The organism is Kitasatospora sp. NPDC048407 (genome assembly GCF_043200475.1).
Lineage (GTDB): Bacteria > Actinomycetota > Actinomycetes > Streptomycetales > Streptomycetaceae > Kitasatospora.
Window position 1 is genome coordinate 46,814 of sequence record NZ_JBICXW010000016.1, and the last position, 18,293, is coordinate 65,106.

Sequence of the window (18,293 nt, forward strand, 5' to 3'; positions counted from 1 at the left end):
ACCCGGAGCGCGCCGCGCCCAGGTGGCCACCGCGTCTCTCACCGACGCCCGAACGGCCGTCGCGCCCAGCCGCACGGCTGGCCCGCCCCGCCGACGCCTGAACAGTCGCAGGAGGGGGCATGGTCGGCCCGCCGCTGCCTGGTTGGGCGTCAGGGAGGCCGTACTGCCGGCAGACCGCCGCCTGAACGGCCGCCAGGGAGGTCGCACGGTCAGCCCGTCGGCCACACGCTCGGCACCTGGCTGAGCGGCCACCCGGAGTGCCGCGTCCAAGTGGTTGCCGCGTTCCTCGCCGACGCCCGAGCATCCGCCGGAGCAGCCCCGCGACAGTCCGCCGACGCCTGAACGCCCGCCCGGGAGGCCGCACGAGCGGCCCGCCCAGCGCCCGAGTGCCCGTCAGGGCAGTCGTACGACCAGTCCGCCGCCGTTCGGGTCGGCGGTGACGGTGACACCGGTGAGGTCGTCCACCCAGTGATCAGGCCGGTGGGCGGCGGCGCGGGGGCCGATGCCGAGGACTGGCATGCCGGCGGCGCGGGCGGCGGTGATGCCGGCTTCGGAGTCCTCGAGCACCAGGCATTCGGCGGGGGCGACGCCGAGCTCGGCGGCGGCCTTCAGGAAGCCCTCGGGGTCGGGCTTGCTGGCGCCGACGTGTTCGGCGGTGATCATCAGCGGGGGCAGCGGGACGCCGGCGGCGGCCATCCGGACTCGGGCGAGGCGGTCGTCGGCGGAGGTGACCAGGGCGTGCGGCAGTCCGGCCAGTGACTCCAACAGGCGTCGGGCGCCGGGGACTTCGACCACGCCGTCGGTGTCGGCGGTCTCCTCGGCGAGCATCTGCCGGTTCTCGGCGAGGTTCTGTTCCATCGGGCGGTCGGGCAGCAGCAGGGCCATGGTCAGGTGGCCCTGCCGGCCGTGGACGGTGCGCATCGCCTCGTCCGCGTCGAGGCCGTTCCGTTCGGCCCAGCGGCGCCAGCAGCGTTCGACCACGGCGTCGGAGTTGACCAGGGTGCCGTCCATGTCGAGCAGGACGGCCCGGACCGGCGGGGTGAGGACGGGCATCGGGGCTCCTCGGGGGCCTCGGACGAGTGTTTGTTCCACAATCGTACAAAACCGGGGCCGAGGGCCGTCCGGGCTCACCCCAGCAGGTGCGCGTTGACCGCCCGGGCCTCCGCGGCCAGCTCCGGCAGCTCCACCACCTCGACGCCCGCCGCGGTGAGCAGCGCGCCGCCCCGGCCCTCGGTGACGAACAGCGCGGGCTCCAGCCAGGCCACCACCACCCGCGGCACCCCGGCCGCGACGATCAACTCGGCGCACGGGTGCGGCCGGGAGGCGCGCTGCCCGCACGGCTCCAAGGTGCTGTAGACGGTGGCGGTGCGCAGCCGCGGATCGCCGGGCGCGAGCTTGCCGAGCGCGGCCTCCTCGGCGTGGTTCACCGCGTCGACCTCCCGGCTGAAGCCTTCGGCCAGCACCTCGCCGTCCGCACCGACGATCACCGCGCCCACCGAGAACGCCGTCCGGGACGGCGGGCAGCGCCGGGACAGTTCGATCGCGTGGCGCAGCCACTCCTGGTCGGTGGTCATGGGGGGCTCCTTCGGTACGGGACGGCGCCCCTCACCGTACGGGCCGCGGCGGCAGCGGGAGCGGCACCGAGGGCAGGCCGTCGATGCTGACGGCGACGTAGTCCTTGCCCTCGCAGTAGGCGCTGAAATTCTCCTCGCCCTTGCGGGTGAAGTACTGGTCGTGCAGGTCGCGTTCGGAGCGGTAGTCCATGAACGGGACGGCGTACCCGCAGGAGTCGCTCACCCTCTCCGCGCGCACCAGGACGATCGCGCGCAGCCCGACGCCGTCCGCGGACGGGTCGAAGTGCCCCAGCAGTTCGGCGAACCGCGGGTCGTCGCGGAACACCGGCTCGCCCCGGCCGTGCACCCGCAGCACCGTCGGCGGGCCCTCGAAAGCGGTCCACATCAGGGTGATCCGGCCGTTCTCCCGCAGGTGGGCGATGGTCTCGGCGTGCGAACCGCCGAAGTCCAGGTAGGCGACGGTGAGTTCGTCGAGGACGGCGAGGGTGCCGGCCCGGCCTTTGGGGGAGAGGTTGACGTGTCCGTCGCCGGAGAGCGGGGCGGTGGCCACGAAGAACACGGGCTGCCTGTCGATGAACGCGCGCAGCCGGTCGTCGATGCGTTCGTAGGTCTTTCCCATACCCGCGATTCTGTGCCCGGCCGAGCCCGGCGGGCGAGGGGAATTGGGGAGCGTCCCACAGTGCGAGACGCGATTGTCCGATTCGTGGAACGTTTTCCTATCCTGGGAGGGTCGTTTTCGAGGGAGAGGGGAACCGCCGTGGCCGGCTACACCCACGGGCACCACGCCGCCGTCCTGCGCTCGCACCGCACCCGCACCGCCGCCAACTCCGCGGCCTATCTGCTGCCCGAACTGCGCCCCGGGCAGCGGCTGTTGGACGTCGGTTGCGGGCCCGGTACGATCACCGCCGACCTGGCCGACCGGCTCGGCCCGACCGGCCGGGTGATCGGCATCGACCCGTCCGCCGAGGTGCTCGCCCAGGCCGCCGCGCTCGCCGCCGAACGCGGGCTGGAGCAGCTGACCTTCGAGGCCGCCGACGTGTACCGACTCCCGTACGCCGATGCCTCGTTCGACGTGGTGCACGCCCACCAGGTGCTCCAGCACCTCGCCGACCCGGTCGCCGCGCTGCGCGAGATGCGCCGGGTCACTGCCCCCGGCGGGGTGATCGCGGTCCGCGACGCCGACTACGCCGCGATGGCCTGGTACCCCCAACTGCCCGAACTGGACGAATGGTTGGCGCTCTACTGGAAGACCGCCCGGGCCAGTGGCGGCGAACCCGACGCCGGCCGCCGACTGCTGTCCTGGGCGCACGCCGCCGGGCTGACCGACGTCCGGCCGTCCTCCGGCACCTGGACGTACGCCACCGAGGCCGAACGTGCCTGGTGGTCGGAGAGCTGGGCCGAGCGGACGGTGCACTCCAACACCGCCGCCACCGCCCTGGCCGAGGGCCTCGCCACCCCCGCCGACCTGGACCGGATCGCCGCCGGCTGGCCCCGCTGGGCCGCGCATCCGGACGCCTGGTTCGCCGTACTGCACGGTGAACTCCTGGTGCGCGTAAGCTAGTTGGCCCAGCCGAGCGGTCCGGCCCGCCCCCCATCGGGCCGGACCGCTACCGTGTGGCGCCATGGGACAACCGGACCGCACGCCCGCCACGCACCGCGTCATGCGGCAGGACGACAACGGCAATCGCTTCCTGCTCGCCCGCGGACTCACCCGCCCCGCCGCCGAGGCCCTGGCCGCCGAGTACGAGGCCCGCGGTCACAAGCAGCTCTACTGGATCGAAGCCGAGGACCCCAACGGACCCGCCCAGCCCGAGGGGACCCGCGCCCCGTAGCTTCCGGGCCCTGCCGCCCGCGGCCGCGTAGCGTGGCGGCCACCGGGAGAGCCGGAACGCCGAGCGAGGAGGGCCTTTCGTTGGCTGAGGAGATCGAGCGCAAGTTCCTGGTGCCGTCGGGCGAAACCGTCCCCGACGGGCGGGAGTTCGAAGTCCGGCAGGGCTACCTGGTGATCGGGCCGGAGGGGTCCGAGGCCCGGGTGCGCGACCAGGGCGGGGAGTGCTCCCTGACGGTCAAGCGCGGCACCGGCCTGGTGCGCGGCGAGTGGGAGACCCCGCTCACCGCCGAGCAGTTCGAGGCGCTGTGGCCCGCCACCGAGCAGGCCCGGGTCGCCAAGACCCGCCGGGTGGTGCAGCTCGGCCGGTGCGAGGCCGTGGTCGACACCTTCCACGGCCGGCTGGCCGGACTGCGCACCGCCGAGGTCGAGTTCACCGACCGGGAGGAGGCCGCCGCCTTCACCCCGCCGCCCTGGTTCGGACCCGAGGTCACCGACCGCCCGGACCTGAAGAACCAGCACCTCGCCACCGCCGCCGGGCCGCCGCGCCCCTGACATAGGGTCGGGAGCCGACGAGCGGTACGAACGGCAAGGGCGGCCATGGCAGAGCTGATCGACACGGTGGCGTGGGTGCGACTGGAGGGCGGGCGGATCCTCTGCGCGCGCCCCCGCGGCAAGGACGTCTTCTACATCCCCGGCGGCAAGCGCGAGGGCGACGAGACCGACCTGCAGACGCTGACCCGCGAGATCGCCGAGGAACTCACCGTCGCCATCCGCCCCGACACCGTCACCCACGCCGGCACCTACCACGCCGACGCCCACCCGGGCGGCCCCACCGTCCGGATGGCCTGCTACCGCGCCGAATACACCGGCACCCTCGCCGCCAGCAGCGAGATCGAGGATGTCGAATGGTTCGGCTACGCCGACCGCGACCGCGTCCCCCCGGTCGACCAGCTGCTCTTCGACGACCTGCACCGCGACGGCCACCTGCACTGAGCACGGGAGAGCCCGGCCGCGCAGGGAAATGCCCGTTCTGTACGCCAATCGGACAGACGACCCGTATGCCGGGATAGCTGCGCGTTTCCCTGGGTATGGCAGTGTTCGGCTTGATTCGTCACGATCAGTGGGCCGGGTTCGGCGCGGCCGTGGCGACGGCCCATGCCCCGGCAGCCCGTCGGCGGCGTGTTCCAGCGACGGCCGGAGGCCCCGTAGGTGGCGAAGCCGGGTGACGGCGGGGAAGAACACGAGGCGTCGGGCCTGCCCCCGCGCGGGCCGCGGCGGCCGAGCCGCCCCGCACTGCCCCGGGGCGCCGACCGGTCCGGCAGCGCGGCCGCCCGCGCCCGCCTGCGCCGCCACCCCGGCCACGAACCGCCGCCGCCCACCCCCGGGCCGTCCGCCGGCCCCGTCGCCGGGCAGCGCCCCGCCGGGCTCGAACCGTCCGCCCGGAGCAGCGGTACGTCCCGCGGCCGCCCCGCCCGGGCGTTCCCCGGCGGGCCCGGCCAGCACCCGGCCGCGCGCTCCGAGGCCCCGCCGACCACGCTGCACCCGAGCCGCCGCACCGAAGGCGGCAGCCTGCTCGACGTGGTGCGGGTGGCGATCGTCATCCTGGACACCGCGGGCCGGGTGGTGCTGTGGAGCCCGACCGCCGAGGAGATGCTCGGCTGGCCCAGCGAGGTGCTGGTCGGCCGGGCGATCGAGGACCTGCTGTCCGACCCGGCCGACCAGCAGCGCGCCAGGGCCGCCCTCCAGGAGACGCTGAGCCGCGGTTCCTGGCACGGCTTCACCGGCATCAGCGACCGGTACGGCATGCCGGTCGAGGTGGAGGTCCGGCTGTCGCTGCTGGTGGACGGCGACGGCGCCCCCTACGTGCAGGCCGCGCTCACCGAGGCCGCCGCGCTGCGCGCCGTCGAACGCGACCTCGCGGTCCGCGACGCGCTGTTCGAACAGTCCCCGCTGGGCATCGCCGTGCTGGACACCGACCTGCGCTACACCGCCGTCAACCGCACGCTGGCCGAGATGAACAACCTGCCCGCCGAGGCGCACATCGGCCGCACCACCGGCGAGACCATGCCGGAGCGCTCCACCGACGAGATCACCGCCCTGCAGCGCCAGGTACTGGCCACCGGCGAGCCCGTCATCGACGTCACGCTGGCCTCGCCGAACAGCGGCCGGGGCGGCTACCGGTCGATCTCGTTCAGCCGGATGACCGACCGGGCCGGCCGGGTGCTCGGCATCTCCGGCACCGCGATGGACGTCACCGAGCGCTACCGGGCGGTGGCCAAGGTGGAGGGCGCCCGGCGGCGGCTGTCGCTGCTCAACGAGTTCGGCTCCCGGGTCGGTGACCTGCTGGACGCCTCGATGATCGCCCAGGAACTGGCCGGCGCGGTGGTCCCGCGGCTGGCCGACTACGCCGCGGTGATCCTGCTGCAGGCCGTCGCGCACGGTGACGACCTGCCCCGGCACGGCCACGACCGGCGCACCTCGCTGCTGCAGCTCGGCGTGGCCGGCGTCGAGGACGGGCCGGCGGTGGAGACCATGCTCCGGCGCAGCGCCCGGATCACCTTCGAGGACGACTCGGTGTTCGGCCGGGTGCTGCGCCGCGGCGTCCCCGAACTGCTCACCGGCGCCGAACTGGAGGCGCTGTCCTTCCCCGGCGACCCCAAGGTGGAGGCCGCCCGCGACCTCGGCATCCACTCCCGGCTGGTGGTGCCGCTGCGGGCCCGCGGCATCGTGATCGGCCTGCTGGTGGTCAGCCGGGCCGGCTACCGGGAGGGCTTCGACCGCGACGACCTGGCCTTCACCGTCGAACTCGCCGACCGGGCCGGCAGCTCGCTCGACAACGCCCGGCTGTACGCCCGCGAGCGGACGGCCGCGCTCACCCTGCAGCGCACCCTGCTGCCCCAGCAGGTGCCGCAGCCGGCCGGCGTCGAGGTGGCGTACCGGTACGTGCCGGGCTCCAGCGGCACCGAGGTCGGCGGCGACTGGTTCGACGTCATCCCGCTGCCCGGCGAGCGCACCGCGCTGGTGGTCGGCGACGTGATGGGCCACGGCCTGCGGGCCGCCGCCACGATGGGCCGGCTGCGCACCGCGGTCCGGGTGCTGGCCGCCCTCGACCTGGCGCCCGAGGTGGTCCTGCGGCACGTCCACGAGCTCGCCGACGACCTCGCCCAGGGCCCCGACGAGGCCCTGCTCGCCACCTGCGTCTACGCGGTGTTCGACCCCGCGCGGCGCAACCTGACCGTCACCAAGGCCGGCCACATCCCGCCGGTCCTGGTGGTGCCCGGCGCCGACGCCGAGCCGGCCCGCTCCGGCGGCCCGCTGCCCGGCGGCGCCGGCCAGGTGCTCGATCTGCCCTCCGGTGCGCCGCTCGGCGTCGGCGGGGTGCCGTTCGAATCCATCGAGATGGAGATCCCCGACGGCAGCCTGCTCGCCCTGTGCACGGACGGGCTGGTGGAGTCCCGGGACAAGGATCTGGACGTGGGACTCGGGAGGTTGATCAGCGTGCTCGAACAGCCGTACGCCTCGATCCAGCAGGCGTGCGAGGCCGTCCTCGACACCATGGAGCAGGGCCGCGAACCCGACGACGTGGCGCTGCTGCTGGCCCGGCTGGGCCGGGAACGGGAGGACGCCCCCACCGCCGGCTGGACCCTGCCGGCCGAGCCGACCGCGGTCTCCCGGGCCCGCCGGCTGGTCCGCCACACACTCGCCGACTGGGGCGTCGAAGCACTCACCGACACCGCCGAACTGCTGGTCAGCGAACTCGTCACGAACGCCGTCCGGTACGCCAGCGCCCCGATCGGGGTCCGGCTCACGCTCGGCGAGGTGCTGCTGGTGGAGATCTCCGACCCGCTGCCGGACCCGCCCCGGGAGCGGCACGCGAGCGCCGGCGACGAGGGCGGGCGCGGTCTCGAACTGGTCCGCCGGCTCGCGCTGCGCTGGGGAACCAGGGCGGAGGGGCTGGGCAAGGTCGTCTGGTTCGAACTGGCAGACTCGGACGTTCAACCACCCGAGTCGATGTTGTGACGTTGAAGGGCGTGTGCGTCCACGCCCGAATGATGAATACTCGGACATCGAAATACTCGGTCGTCTCGACACCGGATGGGCGCGCGGGTTGGAGGGGTCGGTCCGTTGAACAGCTTCCCGGCACGGAACACGACGCACGGCAGCAGCGGCCGAGCCGCACTGCCGGAGCAGCCGGGTGCCCCGACGGTGCCTGCCACCCTCCCTGACGGCTGGGAACAGGCCTCCTCGGGCACCATCTACGACTACATCCGGGTCGCCACCTTCGCGATCGGCCCCGACGGGCGGATCGCGCAGTGGAGCGACCGGGCCGCCGAATTCTTCGGCGTGCCCGCCGCCGAGGCGGTCGGCGCGGACCCGATCACCGCGTTCGTCCCGCGCGAACTGTGGCAGCGCGGCCGGGCCCGGCTGGAACGCATCCTGTCCGGCGAGGAGTGGGTCGGCACCGCCCCCTACCGGGACCTGTCCGGCGCGGAGAGCCTCGCAGAGGTCTACGCGATGCCCGACAGCGCCGACGGCTCCGCCACCTGCCTGGCCGTCGACCTCGGCCGGCTGCGCGCCATCGAGACCGACCTGGCCGCCTCCGAGGCGGTCATCGGCCAGACCCCCACCGGGTTCTTCCTGTTCGACACCGACCTGAAGCTGCAGCGCGTCAACGCCGCCTTCGCCACCGGCGTCGGCCGCAGCCCCGCCGCCCTGCAGGGCCTCGCCCCCGGCGACGTGTTCCGGCCCTCCGACGCGGACCGGCTGCTGCTCGCCCTGCGCAAGGTCCTCACCGGCCAGGAGCCGGTCCTCGACCTGCGGCTGTCCGGCCCCGCCCGCCCCGGCCGCCCGGCCGCCCGCGAGGACGACCGCACCTGGGCCGTCTCGCTGTACCGCCTCACCGCCGCCGGCGGACGCCCGATCGGCGTCGCCGGACAGGTCCAGGACGTCACCAGCCGGCACATCGCCGAACGCGAGGCCGCCGGCGTGCGCCGCAGCCTCGCCCTGCTCAACGAGGCGTCCACCCACATCGGCTCCACCCTCGACCTGGAGACCACCGCCAAGGAACTGCTCGACGTGATCGTCCCGCAGTTCTGCGACGTCGCCACCGTCGACCTGTACACCGCGCTGCTCACCGGCGACTCCTCGCTCACCGCCAACCCGGAGAACGGCGAACTGCGTCGGGTCGCCGTCTCCAGCGTGGTCGGCAACGCCCCGTCGGTGCTCGGCAGCGAACGCGGCGGCGTCCGGGTCGCCGAGGCCGGCGGCACGCTCTGCTACCCGCCGCGCTCCCCGCACGCCCGCGCGCTGCGCACCGGCCGCAGCGTCGTCCCGCAGCCCGGGCCCGACCCGCTGCTGCGCTCCACCCTGGTGGTGCCGCTGGTCGCCCGCGACCAGGTGCTCGGCCTGGTGCAGCTGTCCCGGGCCATCGGCAGCGAGCCGTTCGACGCCCGCGAGGTCGCGATCGCCGAGGAACTCGTCGCCCGCGCCGCCGTCTGCGTCGACAACGCCCGGCTGTACCGCCGCGAGCACGAGCGCGCGCTGATCCTGCAGCGCAGCCTGCTGCCCCCGGGCAACCCGGCCGCGTCCGGCCTGGAGATCGCCCGCCGCTACCTGCCCAGCAACAACAACACCGAGGTCGGCGGCGACTGGTTCGACGTCATCCCGCTGCCCGGCAGCCGCACCGCCCTGGTGATCGGCGACGTGATGGGCCGCGGCCTGCGCGCCGCCGTCGCGATGGGCCAACTGCGCACCGCCGTGCGCACCCTGGCGATGCTCGACCTGGACCCGGAAGAGGTGCTCTCCGCCCTCGACGAGATCGCCCGGGGCCTCGGCAACGACGACGCCGAACCGGACCGGGCCGGCGCCGAGGTCTACCTCGCCACCTGCGTGTACGCCGTGTACGACGCCGTCAAGCAGCGCTGCACCTTCGCCAACGCCGGCCACCTCCCGCCGGTGCTGCTCGCCCCCGGCGAGCGCGCCCGGATGCTCGACGTGCCGCCCGGCCTGCCGCTCGGCGTCGGCGGCGAACCGTTCGAGGAGGTCACCGTCGACCTGCCCGAGGGCGCCGTCCTCGGCCTGTACACCGACGGACTGGTGGAGTCCCGCAAGCACCAGCTGGACGAGGGCCTGAAGGCCTTCCGCACCGCCCTCACCAACGGCTCCGACCAGCTGGAGGAGCTCTGCGACCAGGTGCTGGAGGAGCTCAACCCGCACCACGGCGAGGACGACATCGCGCTGCTGATGGCCAAGGTCCACGCGCTGCCCAAGGGCTCGGTCGGCGACTGGCGGCTGCCGCCCGAGCCGACCTCGGTCGCCCGGGCCCGCGAGGCCGCCTGCGGCTGGCTGCTGGAACGCGGCCTCGACGAGCTCGTCGACACCTCCGAACTGCTGGTCAGCGAACTCGTCACCAACGCCCTGCGGCACGGCCGCGGCGAGATCCGGCTGCGCCTGCTGCGCGACAAGACCATGGTCTGCGAGGTCTGGGACGACGCCTACGCCCAACCGCGCCAGCGCCGCGCCCAGGAGACCGACGAGGGCGGCCGCGGCCTGCAGCTCGTCTCGCTGCTGGCCGAGCGCTGGGGCAGCCGCCGCACACCCAAGGGCAAGATCGTCTGGTTCGAGCTGTCCCTCTAGGCTCCGGCGTCCGTTCGTACCGGAAGCGGGTGCCGGGCCGTTGTGATTCAAACCTCGACCGGCTGCCCGTTTCTGCTCCATTGCGGGCTTCCCCGTACGATGGGGAGAAGCCGAGGCATGTGCCGTGCCCGGTGGGTGGACCGGTGAATGCTGACGCGGGCCGGGCACCGTGACCCACGATTCCGGGAGAATCAGCGCCGCATGCCCACGCGCAACGACATCCGCAACGTCGCCATCGTCGCCCACGTCGACCACGGCAAGACCACTCTGGTCGACGCCATGCTCAAGCAGGCCGGTGCCTTCGCGGCCCACCAGCACCTCGACGACCGCATGATGGACTCGAACGACCTGGAGCGCGAGAAGGGCATCACCATTCTCGCGAAGAACACCGCGGTCAAGTACCACCCCAAGGACGGCGGCGCGCCGATCACCATCAACATCATCGACACCCCGGGCCACGCCGACTTCGGTGGCGAGGTCGAGCGCGGTCTGTCGATGGTGGACGCGGTCGTCCTGCTGGTCGACGCCTCCGAGGGCCCGCTGCCGCAGACCCGCTTCGTGCTGCGCAAGGCGCTCTCCGCGCGCCTGCCCGTCATCCTGTGCATCAACAAGACCGACCGTCCGGACGCCCGGATCGACGAGGTCATCAACGAGACCTACGACCTGTTCCTGGACCTGGACGCGGACGAGGACCAGATCGAGTTCCCGATCGTCTACGCCTGCGCCCGTGACGGCGTGGCCTCGCTGACCAAGCCGGAGAACGGCACGGTGCCGGCCGACTCCGAGAACCTGGAGCCGTTCTTCTCCACCATCCTGGAGCACGTCCCGGCCCCGACCTTCGACGAGAACGCCCCGCTGCAGGCGCACGTCACCAACCTGGACGCCGACAACTTCCTCGGCCGCATCGCGCTGCTCCGCGTCGAGCAGGGCGAGCTGCGCAAGGGCCAGACGGTGGCCTGGATCAAGCGCGACGGCTCGATCCAGAACGTCCGCATCTCCGAGCTGCTGATGACCGAGGCGCTCACCCGCAAGCCCGCCGAGGTGGCCGGCCCCGGTGACATCTGCGCCGTCGCCGGCATCGGCGACATCATGATCGGTGAGACCCTCGCCGACCCCGAGAACCCGATCGCGCTGCCGCTGATCACCGTCGACGAGCCGGCGATCTCGATGACCATCGGCACCAACACCTCGCCGCTGGTCGGCAAGGGCGGCTCCGGCAAGGGCGCGGACGCCAAGTCCGCCGGCAAGGTCGACCGCAAGGTGACGGCCCGCCAGGTCAAGGACCGCCTGGACCGCGAGCTGATCGGTAACGTCTCGCTGCGCGTGCTCGAGACCGAGCGTCCCGACGCCTGGGAGGTGCAGGGCCGCGGTGAGCTGGCGCTGGCCATCCTGATCGAGACCATGCGCCGGGAAGGCTTCGAGCTGACCGTCGGCAAGCCGCAGGTCGTCACCCGCGAGGTCAACGGCAAGACCCACGAGCCGGTCGAGCGCCTCACGGTGGACGTCCCCGAGGAGCACATGGGCGCCGTCACCCAGCTGATGGGCATCCGCAAGGGCCGGATGGACAACATGTCCAACCACGGTTCGGGCTGGGTCCGGATGGAGTTCGTGGTGCCGTCCCGCGGCCTGATCGGATTCCGGACGGAGTTCCTCACCAACACCCGCGGCACCGGCATCGCGCACTCGATCCACGAGGGCTACGAGCCGTGGTTCGGCAACCTGACGACCCGTAACAACGGTTCGCTGGTCGCCGACCGCTCCGGTGTGGTCACCGCCTTCGCGATGACCAACCTGCAGGAGCGCGGCGTGCTGTTCTGCGACCCCGGCACCGAGGTGTACGAGGGCATGATCGTCGGCGAGAACTCGCGCTCCGACGACATGGACGTGAACATCACCAAGGAGAAGAAGCTCACCAACATGCGTTCCTCGAACGCTGACGTGGCCGAGTCGATCGTCCCGCCGCGCAAGCTCTCGCTGGAGCAGTCGCTGGAGTTCTGCCGCGAGGACGAGTGCATCGAGGTGACCCCGGAGACCGTGCGCATCCGCAAGGTCGTCCTGGACGCCAAGGACCGCGGCCGCACCGCGTCGCGCGCCAAGAAGGGCTGACGCCCGCCAGTTTCGGCCGACCGGCCGGTGTCCTTCGGGACGCCGGCCGGTCGTGTTTTTGGTGACTCTCCGTCATGGACGGCTGGAGAGGGGGTGTTCGTTAATCGGACGTCACTGATCGTCATCTGTGACAACTGTCCGTTTCGCCCCTGTCTGGCTATGTCTGCAATGTCCGATTTTTGAGATTCATCCAACATTCATGTGACCAAATTGAAATCTGGATTGGTCAATTCCGTATCCAAGGGTGACCGATAGTGGGTGCAGTCGAGCTCGGGTCGAGGCTCCTGCGCAGGGGTGCGCGCCAGGCCGCGAGCGATCTGTAACACGATTTCAGGAGGCACACCCATGCGCGGTGCCAGCCAGGCCAAGTGGGTTGTCGCGGCCGTCGCGGTCGCCCTCGCCGCCACTGCTTGCGGCAGCGGCTCTTCGGACGGCGCTTCCGGGCCGGCCAACGCTCAGGGCACGTTCAGCTACCAGAGCGCCGAGCCGCAGAACCCGCTCCAGCCCGCCAACGCCATGGAGGTCGGCGGCGGTCGCGTCATCAAGAACCTGTTCAAGGGTCTGGTGGACTACGACCCCGGCAACGGCCAGCTGCGCAACCAGGTCGCCGACAAGATCGAGACCACCGACGCGCAGAACTACACCGTCACCCTGAAGTCCGGCTGGACCTTCCACGACGGCACCCCGGTGACCGCGCAGTCCTTCGTGGACGCGTGGAACTGGTCCGCCAACGTCAAGAACAACCAGATCAACTCCAACTGGTTCTCCGACATCCAGGGCTACGACGCGGTCCACCCGGCCAAGGGCGACCCGACCGCCGACACCATGTCCGGCCTGAAGGTCGTCGACGACACCCACTTCACCATCGCGCTGACCGGCCCGGTGTCGTACTTCCAGTACAAGCTCGGCTACACCGCCTTCGCGCCGCTGCCGAAGGTGTTCTACACCGACCCGGCCAAGTACGGTCAGTCGCCGATCGGCAACGGCCCCTACAAGTTCGTCTCGTGGGAGCACAACAAGGCGATCACCCTCGCCGCCTACGACAACTACGCGGGCGTCGACAAGCCGAAGAACGGCGGCGTCGTCTTCAAGAGCTACTCGCAGCCCGAGGCCGCGTACAAGGACCTGGTCTCCGACAACCTGGACGTGCTGGACCAGGTCGACCCGAGCGACCTCGCCTCCTACAAGAGCGACCTGGGCGACCGGGCCGTCGACCAGCCGCAGGGCTCCATCCAGGCGCTGTCCTTCTCGCTCTACCAGGACTCCTGGAAGGGCCAGGACAAGGCCAAGGTCCGGCAGGGCCTGTCGATGGCGATCGACCGCGACACCATCACCAAGACGGTGCTCAACGGCTCCCGCCAGCCCGCCAACACCTGGGTCGCCCCGGGCGCCATGGGCTACAAGGACAACACCTGCGGCGAGGCCTGCACCTACAACCCGGCGAAGGCCAAGCAGCTGATCGCCGAGGGCGGCGGCGTCCCCGGCAACAAGATCACCGTGCTGTACAACTCCGACGGCGGCCACAAGGACTGGGTGGACGCGGTCTGCAACTCCATCCGCCAGGCCACCGGCGTGGAGTGCGTCGGCGACCCGAAGCCCGACATGAAGAGCGCCCGTGACCTGATCAAGGGCAAGAAGGTCGACGGTCTGATGCGGACCGGCTGGCAGCAGGACTACCCGCTGAACGCCAACTTCCTGCGCGACGTGTACGGCACCGGCGCCGACGCCAACGACGCCGGCTACTCCAGCCCGGAGTTCGACAAGCTGGCCGCCGCGGCGGACAAGGCCACCACCGTCGAGGAGACCGCCGCCCTGTACCAGCAGGCCGAGGCCCAGCTGGCCAAGGACATGCCGGCCATCCCGCTCTGGTACTACAAGACCACCACCGGTTACTCGAAGAACGTGCAGAACGTGAAGTACGACTCGTTCGGCGACCCGGTGTTCACCCAGGTCGAGGTCAAGCAGAAGTAACCGAGCCGGCACCGCGCGGCTCGAACCGACACGGCCGGTGTCCGTCCCCGCCCCACCGGGCGGACCGGCACCGGCCGTTGTCACGCCAAGAACTCTGATCGGGACGACGGCCCGTCAGAGCAGTAAATTGGAGGCACGATGGGGCGCTTTGTCGCTAGGCGACTGCTCCAGATGATCCCGGTGTTCCTGGGCACGGTCACGATCATTTTCTTCATGACCCGCATGCTGCCCGGCGACCCGGCGGCGGCCATGTGGGGAGACAAGGCCGCCGACCCCGCACAGCTGGCGGCGTTCAAGCACCGGATGGGACTCGACGTCTCCATCGGCCAGCAGTACCTCAACTACATGGGGGACCTGTTCCGGGGAAACTTCGGTGAGACCCTGTCCGGCCGCAAGGTCGTCGACGTCATCGGTGAGGCCCTTCCGGTCACCATCCGACTGGCGCTGCTGGCCTTCCTCTTCGAGCTGGTGGTCGGCGTCGGCATCGGCCTGCTGGCCGGCCTGCGCCGCGGCAAGGCGTTCGACAAGAGCACCCTGGTGTTCACCCTGCTGCTGATCTCGATCCCGGTCCCGGTGCTCGGCTTCATCTTCCAGAACGTCTTCGCGATCCAGCTCAAGTGGATCACCCCGACCGTTCAGGACTCGATGAACCTCGGCCAGCTGATGCTGCCCGCCATCGTGCTCGGCTCGCTGTCCCTCGCGTACGTCGCCCGACTGACCCGCACCTCCATCGCGGAGAACATCAAGTCGGACTACATGCGCACCGCGATCGCCAAGGGCCTGCCCCGGCGCAAGGTCATCGGTACCCACCTGCTGCGCAACTCGATGATCCCGGTGGTGACCTTCCTGGGTACCGACCTCGGCGCCCTGATGGGCGGCGCGATCGTCACCGAGGGCATCTTCAACGTCAAGGGCGTCGGCAACGCGCTGTACCACGCCATCAACCTCAACGAGGGCGCGACCGTCTCCGGTTTCGTCGTCGTGCTGGTGCTGGTGTACCTGGCCGCCAGCCTGATCGTCGACCTGCTCTACGCGGTCCTGGACCCGAGGATCCGGTATGCCTGACCTGATCGAGAAGACCGCCCCGGCGCAGGGCTCCGCCGAGCCCAAGCCGGAGAAGCCCCGCAGCCTCGGCTCGGACGCCTGGCACGACCTGCGCAAGCGGCCGATCTTCATCATCTCGGCGGCGCTGATCGTGCTGCTGATCGCCTTCGCGATCGCCCCCAGCCTGTTCACCTCGGTGGACCCGCGGGCCGGCGACCTGCGCCTGCACTACCTGAGCAAGCCGAACTACCTGCACTTCTTCCAGGCGGACTGGTTCGGCTACGACGGCCAGGGCCGGTCCATCTACGCCCGGATGATCTACGGCGCCCGCGCCTCCGTGGTGGTCGGCATCTGCGTCACCGCCGGCGTCACCGTCCTCGGCGGCCTGGCCGGCATGATCGCCGGCTACTACGGCGGCTGGGTCGACGCGGTGATCTCCCGGATCACCGACATGTTCTTCGGCATCCCGCTGCTGCTCGGCGCGCTGGTCGTGCTGAACGCCTTCACCACCCGCACCGTCTGGTCGGTGGTCTTCGCCCTGGTCGCCCTCGGCTGGACCCAGATGACCCGCGTGATGCGCGGCTCGGTGATCACCGTCAAGCAGTCGGACTACGTGACCGCCGCCAAGGCGCTCGGCGCCGGCACCGGCCGGATCATGCTCAAGCACATCCTGCCGAACGCGATCGCCCCGGTGATCGTGGTCGCCACCATCGCGCTCGGCGGATACATCGCCACCGAGGCCACGCTGAGCTTCCTCGGCATCGGCCTGCAGGACCCGACCATCTCCTGGGGCATCGACATCAACTCGGCCCAGAAGGTCCTCCGTACCGCGCCGTTCGCGCTGTTCTTCCCGGCCGGCATGCTCAGCATCACCGTGCTGGCGTTCATCATGCTCGGCGACGCGGTGCGCGACGCCCTCGACCCGAAGCTGCGCTGAGAGAGGCGGCCCGCATCATGACCACCGCACCCGAGAAGACCACTGCCACCAAGGACCGCCTGGTCCCCGGCACCCCGCTGCTCGAAGTCCGCGACCTGCACGTCGAGTTCAAGACCCGGGACGGCATCGCCAAGGCCGTCAACGGCGTCAACTACTCGGTCGCCGCCGGCGAGACCCTCGCCGTGCTCGGCGAGTCCGGCTCCGGCAAGTCCGTCACCGCGCAGACCATCATGGGCATCCTCGACATGCCGCCCGGCCGGGTCACCGCCGGCGAGATCATGTTCCGCGGCCGGGACATGCTCAAGATGTCGAACGAGGAACGCCGGAAGATCCGCGGCCGCAAGATCGCGATGATCTTCCAGGACGCGCTGTCCTCGCTGAACCCGGTGCTCTCCGTCGGCTACCAGCTCGGCGAGATGTTCCGCGTCCACGAGGGCGCCTCCCGCAAGGAGGCCAAGGCCAAGGCCATCGAACTGATGGACCGGGTCCGCATCCCCGCCGCCGCGCAGCGGGTGAACGACTACCCGCACCAGTTCTCCGGCGGCATGCGCCAGCGCATCATGATCGCGATGGCGCTGGCCCTCGAGCCGGACCTGATCATCGCGGACGAGCCCACCACCGCGCTGGACGTCACCGTCCAGGCGCAGGTGATGGACCTGCTGGCCGAGCTCCAGGCCGAGTACCACATGGGTCTGATCCTGATCACCCACGACCTCGGTGTGGTCGCCGACGTCGCGGACAAGATCGCCGTCATGTACGCCGGCCGGATCGTCGAGACCGCGCCCGTGCACGACCTGTACGCCAGCCCCGCCCACCCCTACACCAAGGGCCTGCTCCGGTCGATCCCGAGCCTCGACCAGAAGGGCGAGGAGCTCTACGCGATCAAGGGCCTGCCGCCCAACCTCTACAAGGTCCCGGCCGGCTGCGCGTTCAACCCGCGCTGCGACGTGGCCACCGACCTGTGCCGCACCGAGATCCCCGCCCTGCACCAGGTCACCGACCGGGACGGGGCCGAACTCGCCGGCCGCAAGAGCGCCTGCCACTTCTGGAAGGAGACCCTCCATGGCTGAGCCCATCCTGGAGGTCCGCGACCTGGTCAAGCACTACCCGCTCACCCAGGGCGTCCTCCTCAAGAAGCAGGTCGGCGCGGTCAAGGCCGTCGACGGCGTCTCCTTCACCCTCGACAAGGGCGAGACCCTCGGCATCGTCGGCGAGTCCGGCTGCGGCAAGTCCACCCTCGCCAAGGTCCTGATGAACCTGGAGCGGGCGACCGCCGGCCAGGTCCTCTACAAGGGCGAGGAGATCTCGCGCCTGTCGGGCTCCGCGCTCAAGGCGGTGCGGCGCAACATCCAGATGGTGTTCCAGGACCCGTACACCTCGCTGAACCCGCGTATGACGGTCGGCGACATCATCGGGGAGCCGTTCGAGATCCACCCCGAGGTGGCGCCGAAGGGCGACCGCCGCAAGGCCGTTCAGGATCTGCTGGACGTGGTCGGGCTCAACCCCGAGTACATCAACCGGTACCCGCACCAGTTCTCCGGCGGCCAGCGTCAGCGCATCGGCATCGCCCGCGGTCTGGCGCTGAAGCCGGAGATCATCATCTGCGACGAGCCGGTCTCCGCGCTGGACGTGTCGGTGCAGGCCCAGGTGATCAACCTGCTGGAACAGCTCCAGAGCGAGTTCGAGCTGTCCTACATGTTCATCGCGCACGACCTGTCGATCGTCCGGCACATCTCCGACCGCGTCGGCGTGATGTACCTCGGCAAGATCGTCGAGATCGGCACCGACGCCGAGATCTACGAGCACGCCACCCACCCCTACACCCAGGCGCTGCTGTCCGCCGTGCCGGTGCCCGACCCGACCGGCCGCGAGAGCCGCGAGCGGATCATCCTCACCGGCGACATCCCGTCCCCGGCGAACCCGCCGTCCGGCTGCCGGTTCCGCACCCGCTGCTGGAAGGCGGAGGAGCGCTGCTCCACGGAGCTGCCGCTGCTGGCCGTTCCGGAGCTGCTGACCGGCGAGGCCAAGCACGAGTCGGCGTGCCACTTCGCTGCGGAGCGCGAGGTCGCGGCGGCGTAGCGCACAACCACGGGCACGAGTAACCAGGCACCCATCAGCCGGGTCGCGATCAACGGCAAGTCATTGCCCGCGACGCGATCTTGCTGGTGGGTGCCTTCCGCTGCGCGCAGTTCCG

The 18,293-nt window shown here is 71.2% G+C and carries 15 protein-coding genes; 12 read left to right on the forward strand and 3 right to left on the reverse strand.

Annotated features, from left to right (window positions below; all coding sequences use genetic code 11):
* Positions 1 to 393: 393 nt before the first annotated feature.
* From ACGFWJ_RS26020 to ACGFWJ_RS26030, 3 genes are all read right to left on the reverse strand, one after another.
* On the reverse strand, positions 394 to 1,053 hold the full coding sequence (locus tag ACGFWJ_RS26020; protein ID WP_392953839.1) for an HAD-IA family hydrolase: 660 nt from the start codon (positions 1,051 to 1,053) through the stop codon (positions 394 to 396).
* Between the two features lie 74 nt (positions 1,054 to 1,127).
* Positions 1,128 to 1,574 carry a deaminase gene (locus ACGFWJ_RS26025; protein ID WP_387637754.1) on the reverse strand — a complete coding sequence of 149 codons (447 nt, stop codon included), beginning with the start codon at positions 1,572 to 1,574 and terminating at the stop codon, positions 1,128 to 1,130.
* Between the two features lie 31 nt (positions 1,575 to 1,605).
* Positions 1,606 to 2,193, reverse strand: a complete 588-nt coding sequence (locus ACGFWJ_RS26030) for a pyridoxamine 5'-phosphate oxidase family protein (RefSeq protein ID WP_392953843.1) — start codon at positions 2,191 to 2,193, stop codon at positions 1,606 to 1,608.
* Positions 2,194 to 2,331: 138 nt separating this feature from the next.
* Here ACGFWJ_RS26030 and ACGFWJ_RS26035 point away from each other — a divergent pair, with 138 nt between their 5' ends.
* From ACGFWJ_RS26035 to ACGFWJ_RS26090, 12 genes are all read left to right on the forward strand, one after another.
* Positions 2,332 to 3,135, forward strand: a complete 804-nt coding sequence (locus ACGFWJ_RS26035; protein ID WP_392953846.1) for a methyltransferase domain-containing protein — start codon at positions 2,332 to 2,334, stop codon at positions 3,133 to 3,135.
* Between the two features lie 61 nt (positions 3,136 to 3,196).
* Positions 3,197 to 3,406: an SPOR domain-containing protein gene (locus ACGFWJ_RS26040; protein WP_392953849.1), complete on the forward strand. Its 210-nt coding sequence runs from the start codon at positions 3,197 to 3,199 to the stop codon at positions 3,404 to 3,406.
* An 80-nt stretch (positions 3,407 to 3,486) separates the two neighbouring features.
* The gene (locus ACGFWJ_RS26045) at positions 3,487 to 3,957 is read left to right on the forward strand and encodes a CYTH domain-containing protein (protein ID WP_392953852.1); all 471 of its coding nucleotides are present in this window, start codon (positions 3,487 to 3,489) and stop codon (positions 3,955 to 3,957) included.
* Between the two features lie 45 nt (positions 3,958 to 4,002).
* Positions 4,003 to 4,398: an NUDIX domain-containing protein gene (locus ACGFWJ_RS26050; RefSeq protein ID WP_387637740.1), complete on the forward strand. Its 396-nt coding sequence runs from the start codon at positions 4,003 to 4,005 to the stop codon at positions 4,396 to 4,398.
* 216 nt (positions 4,399 to 4,614) lie between these two features.
* Positions 4,615 to 7,425 carry a SpoIIE family protein phosphatase gene (locus tag ACGFWJ_RS26055; RefSeq protein ID WP_392953856.1) on the forward strand — a complete coding sequence of 937 codons (2,811 nt, stop codon included), beginning with the start codon at positions 4,615 to 4,617 and terminating at the stop codon, positions 7,423 to 7,425.
* Between the two features lie 75 nt (positions 7,426 to 7,500).
* Positions 7,501 to 10,041, forward strand: coding sequence for a SpoIIE family protein phosphatase (locus ACGFWJ_RS26060; protein WP_387637735.1), 2,541 nt, complete (start codon positions 7,501 to 7,503; stop codon positions 10,039 to 10,041).
* A gap of 201 nt (positions 10,042 to 10,242) precedes the next feature.
* On the forward strand, positions 10,243 to 12,147 hold the full coding sequence (typA, locus tag ACGFWJ_RS26065) for a translational GTPase TypA (protein WP_392953860.1): 1,905 nt from the start codon (positions 10,243 to 10,245) through the stop codon (positions 12,145 to 12,147).
* Positions 12,148 to 12,492: 345 nt separating this feature from the next.
* Positions 12,493 to 14,118 (forward strand): ABC transporter substrate-binding protein, encoded by a 1,626-nt coding sequence (locus tag ACGFWJ_RS26070; protein ID WP_392953863.1) that lies wholly within the window; start codon positions 12,493 to 12,495, stop codon positions 14,116 to 14,118.
* A 138-nt stretch (positions 14,119 to 14,256) separates the two neighbouring features.
* Positions 14,257 to 15,183: an ABC transporter permease gene (locus ACGFWJ_RS26075; protein WP_387637728.1), complete on the forward strand. Its 927-nt coding sequence runs from the start codon at positions 14,257 to 14,259 to the stop codon at positions 15,181 to 15,183.
* The gene (locus ACGFWJ_RS26080; RefSeq protein WP_392953867.1) at positions 15,176 to 16,099 is read left to right on the forward strand and encodes an ABC transporter permease; all 924 of its coding nucleotides are present in this window, start codon (positions 15,176 to 15,178) and stop codon (positions 16,097 to 16,099) included. Before ACGFWJ_RS26075 ends, ACGFWJ_RS26080 begins: the two co-directional genes overlap by 8 nt.
* A 17-nt stretch (positions 16,100 to 16,116) precedes the next feature.
* Positions 16,117 to 17,169 carry an ABC transporter ATP-binding protein gene (locus ACGFWJ_RS26085; protein ID WP_387637722.1) on the forward strand — a complete coding sequence of 351 codons (1,053 nt, stop codon included), beginning with the start codon at positions 16,117 to 16,119 and terminating at the stop codon, positions 17,167 to 17,169.
* On the forward strand, positions 17,162 to 18,178 hold the full coding sequence (locus ACGFWJ_RS26090) for an ABC transporter ATP-binding protein (protein WP_392953871.1): 1,017 nt from the start codon (positions 17,162 to 17,164) through the stop codon (positions 18,176 to 18,178). The genes ACGFWJ_RS26085 and ACGFWJ_RS26090 overlap by 8 nt, the downstream gene beginning before the upstream one ends.
* The last annotated feature ends 115 nt before the right edge of the window (positions 18,179 to 18,293 follow it).

Coding starts and splice junctions, on each gene's coding strand:
- ACGFWJ_RS26080 (WP_392953867.1), top strand. CDS start 15,176: ATGCCTGACCTGATCGAGAAGACCGCCCCGGCGCAGGGCTCCGCCGAG.
- ACGFWJ_RS26020 (WP_392953839.1), bottom strand. CDS start 1,053: ATGCCCGTCCTCACCCCGCCGGTCCGGGCCGTCCTGCTCGACATGGAC.
- ACGFWJ_RS26040 (WP_392953849.1), top strand. CDS start 3,197: ATGGGACAACCGGACCGCACGCCCGCCACGCACCGCGTCATGCGGCAG.
- ACGFWJ_RS26025 (WP_387637754.1), bottom strand. CDS start 1,574: ATGACCACCGACCAGGAGTGGCTGCGCCACGCGATCGAACTGTCCCGG.
- ACGFWJ_RS26060 (WP_387637735.1), top strand. CDS start 7,501: ATGGGCGCGCGGGTTGGAGGGGTCGGTCCGTTGAACAGCTTCCCGGCA.
- ACGFWJ_RS26085 (WP_387637722.1), top strand. CDS start 16,117: ATGACCACCGCACCCGAGAAGACCACTGCCACCAAGGACCGCCTGGTC.
- ACGFWJ_RS26030 (WP_392953843.1), bottom strand. CDS start 2,193: ATGGGAAAGACCTACGAACGCATCGACGACCGGCTGCGCGCGTTCATC.
- ACGFWJ_RS26070 (WP_392953863.1), top strand. CDS start 12,493: ATGCGCGGTGCCAGCCAGGCCAAGTGGGTTGTCGCGGCCGTCGCGGTC.
- typA (WP_392953860.1), top strand. CDS start 10,243: ATGCCCACGCGCAACGACATCCGCAACGTCGCCATCGTCGCCCACGTC.
- ACGFWJ_RS26075 (WP_387637728.1), top strand. CDS start 14,257: ATGGGGCGCTTTGTCGCTAGGCGACTGCTCCAGATGATCCCGGTGTTC.
- ACGFWJ_RS26050 (WP_387637740.1), top strand. CDS start 4,003: ATGGCAGAGCTGATCGACACGGTGGCGTGGGTGCGACTGGAGGGCGGG.
- ACGFWJ_RS26090 (WP_392953871.1), top strand. CDS start 17,162: ATGGCTGAGCCCATCCTGGAGGTCCGCGACCTGGTCAAGCACTACCCG.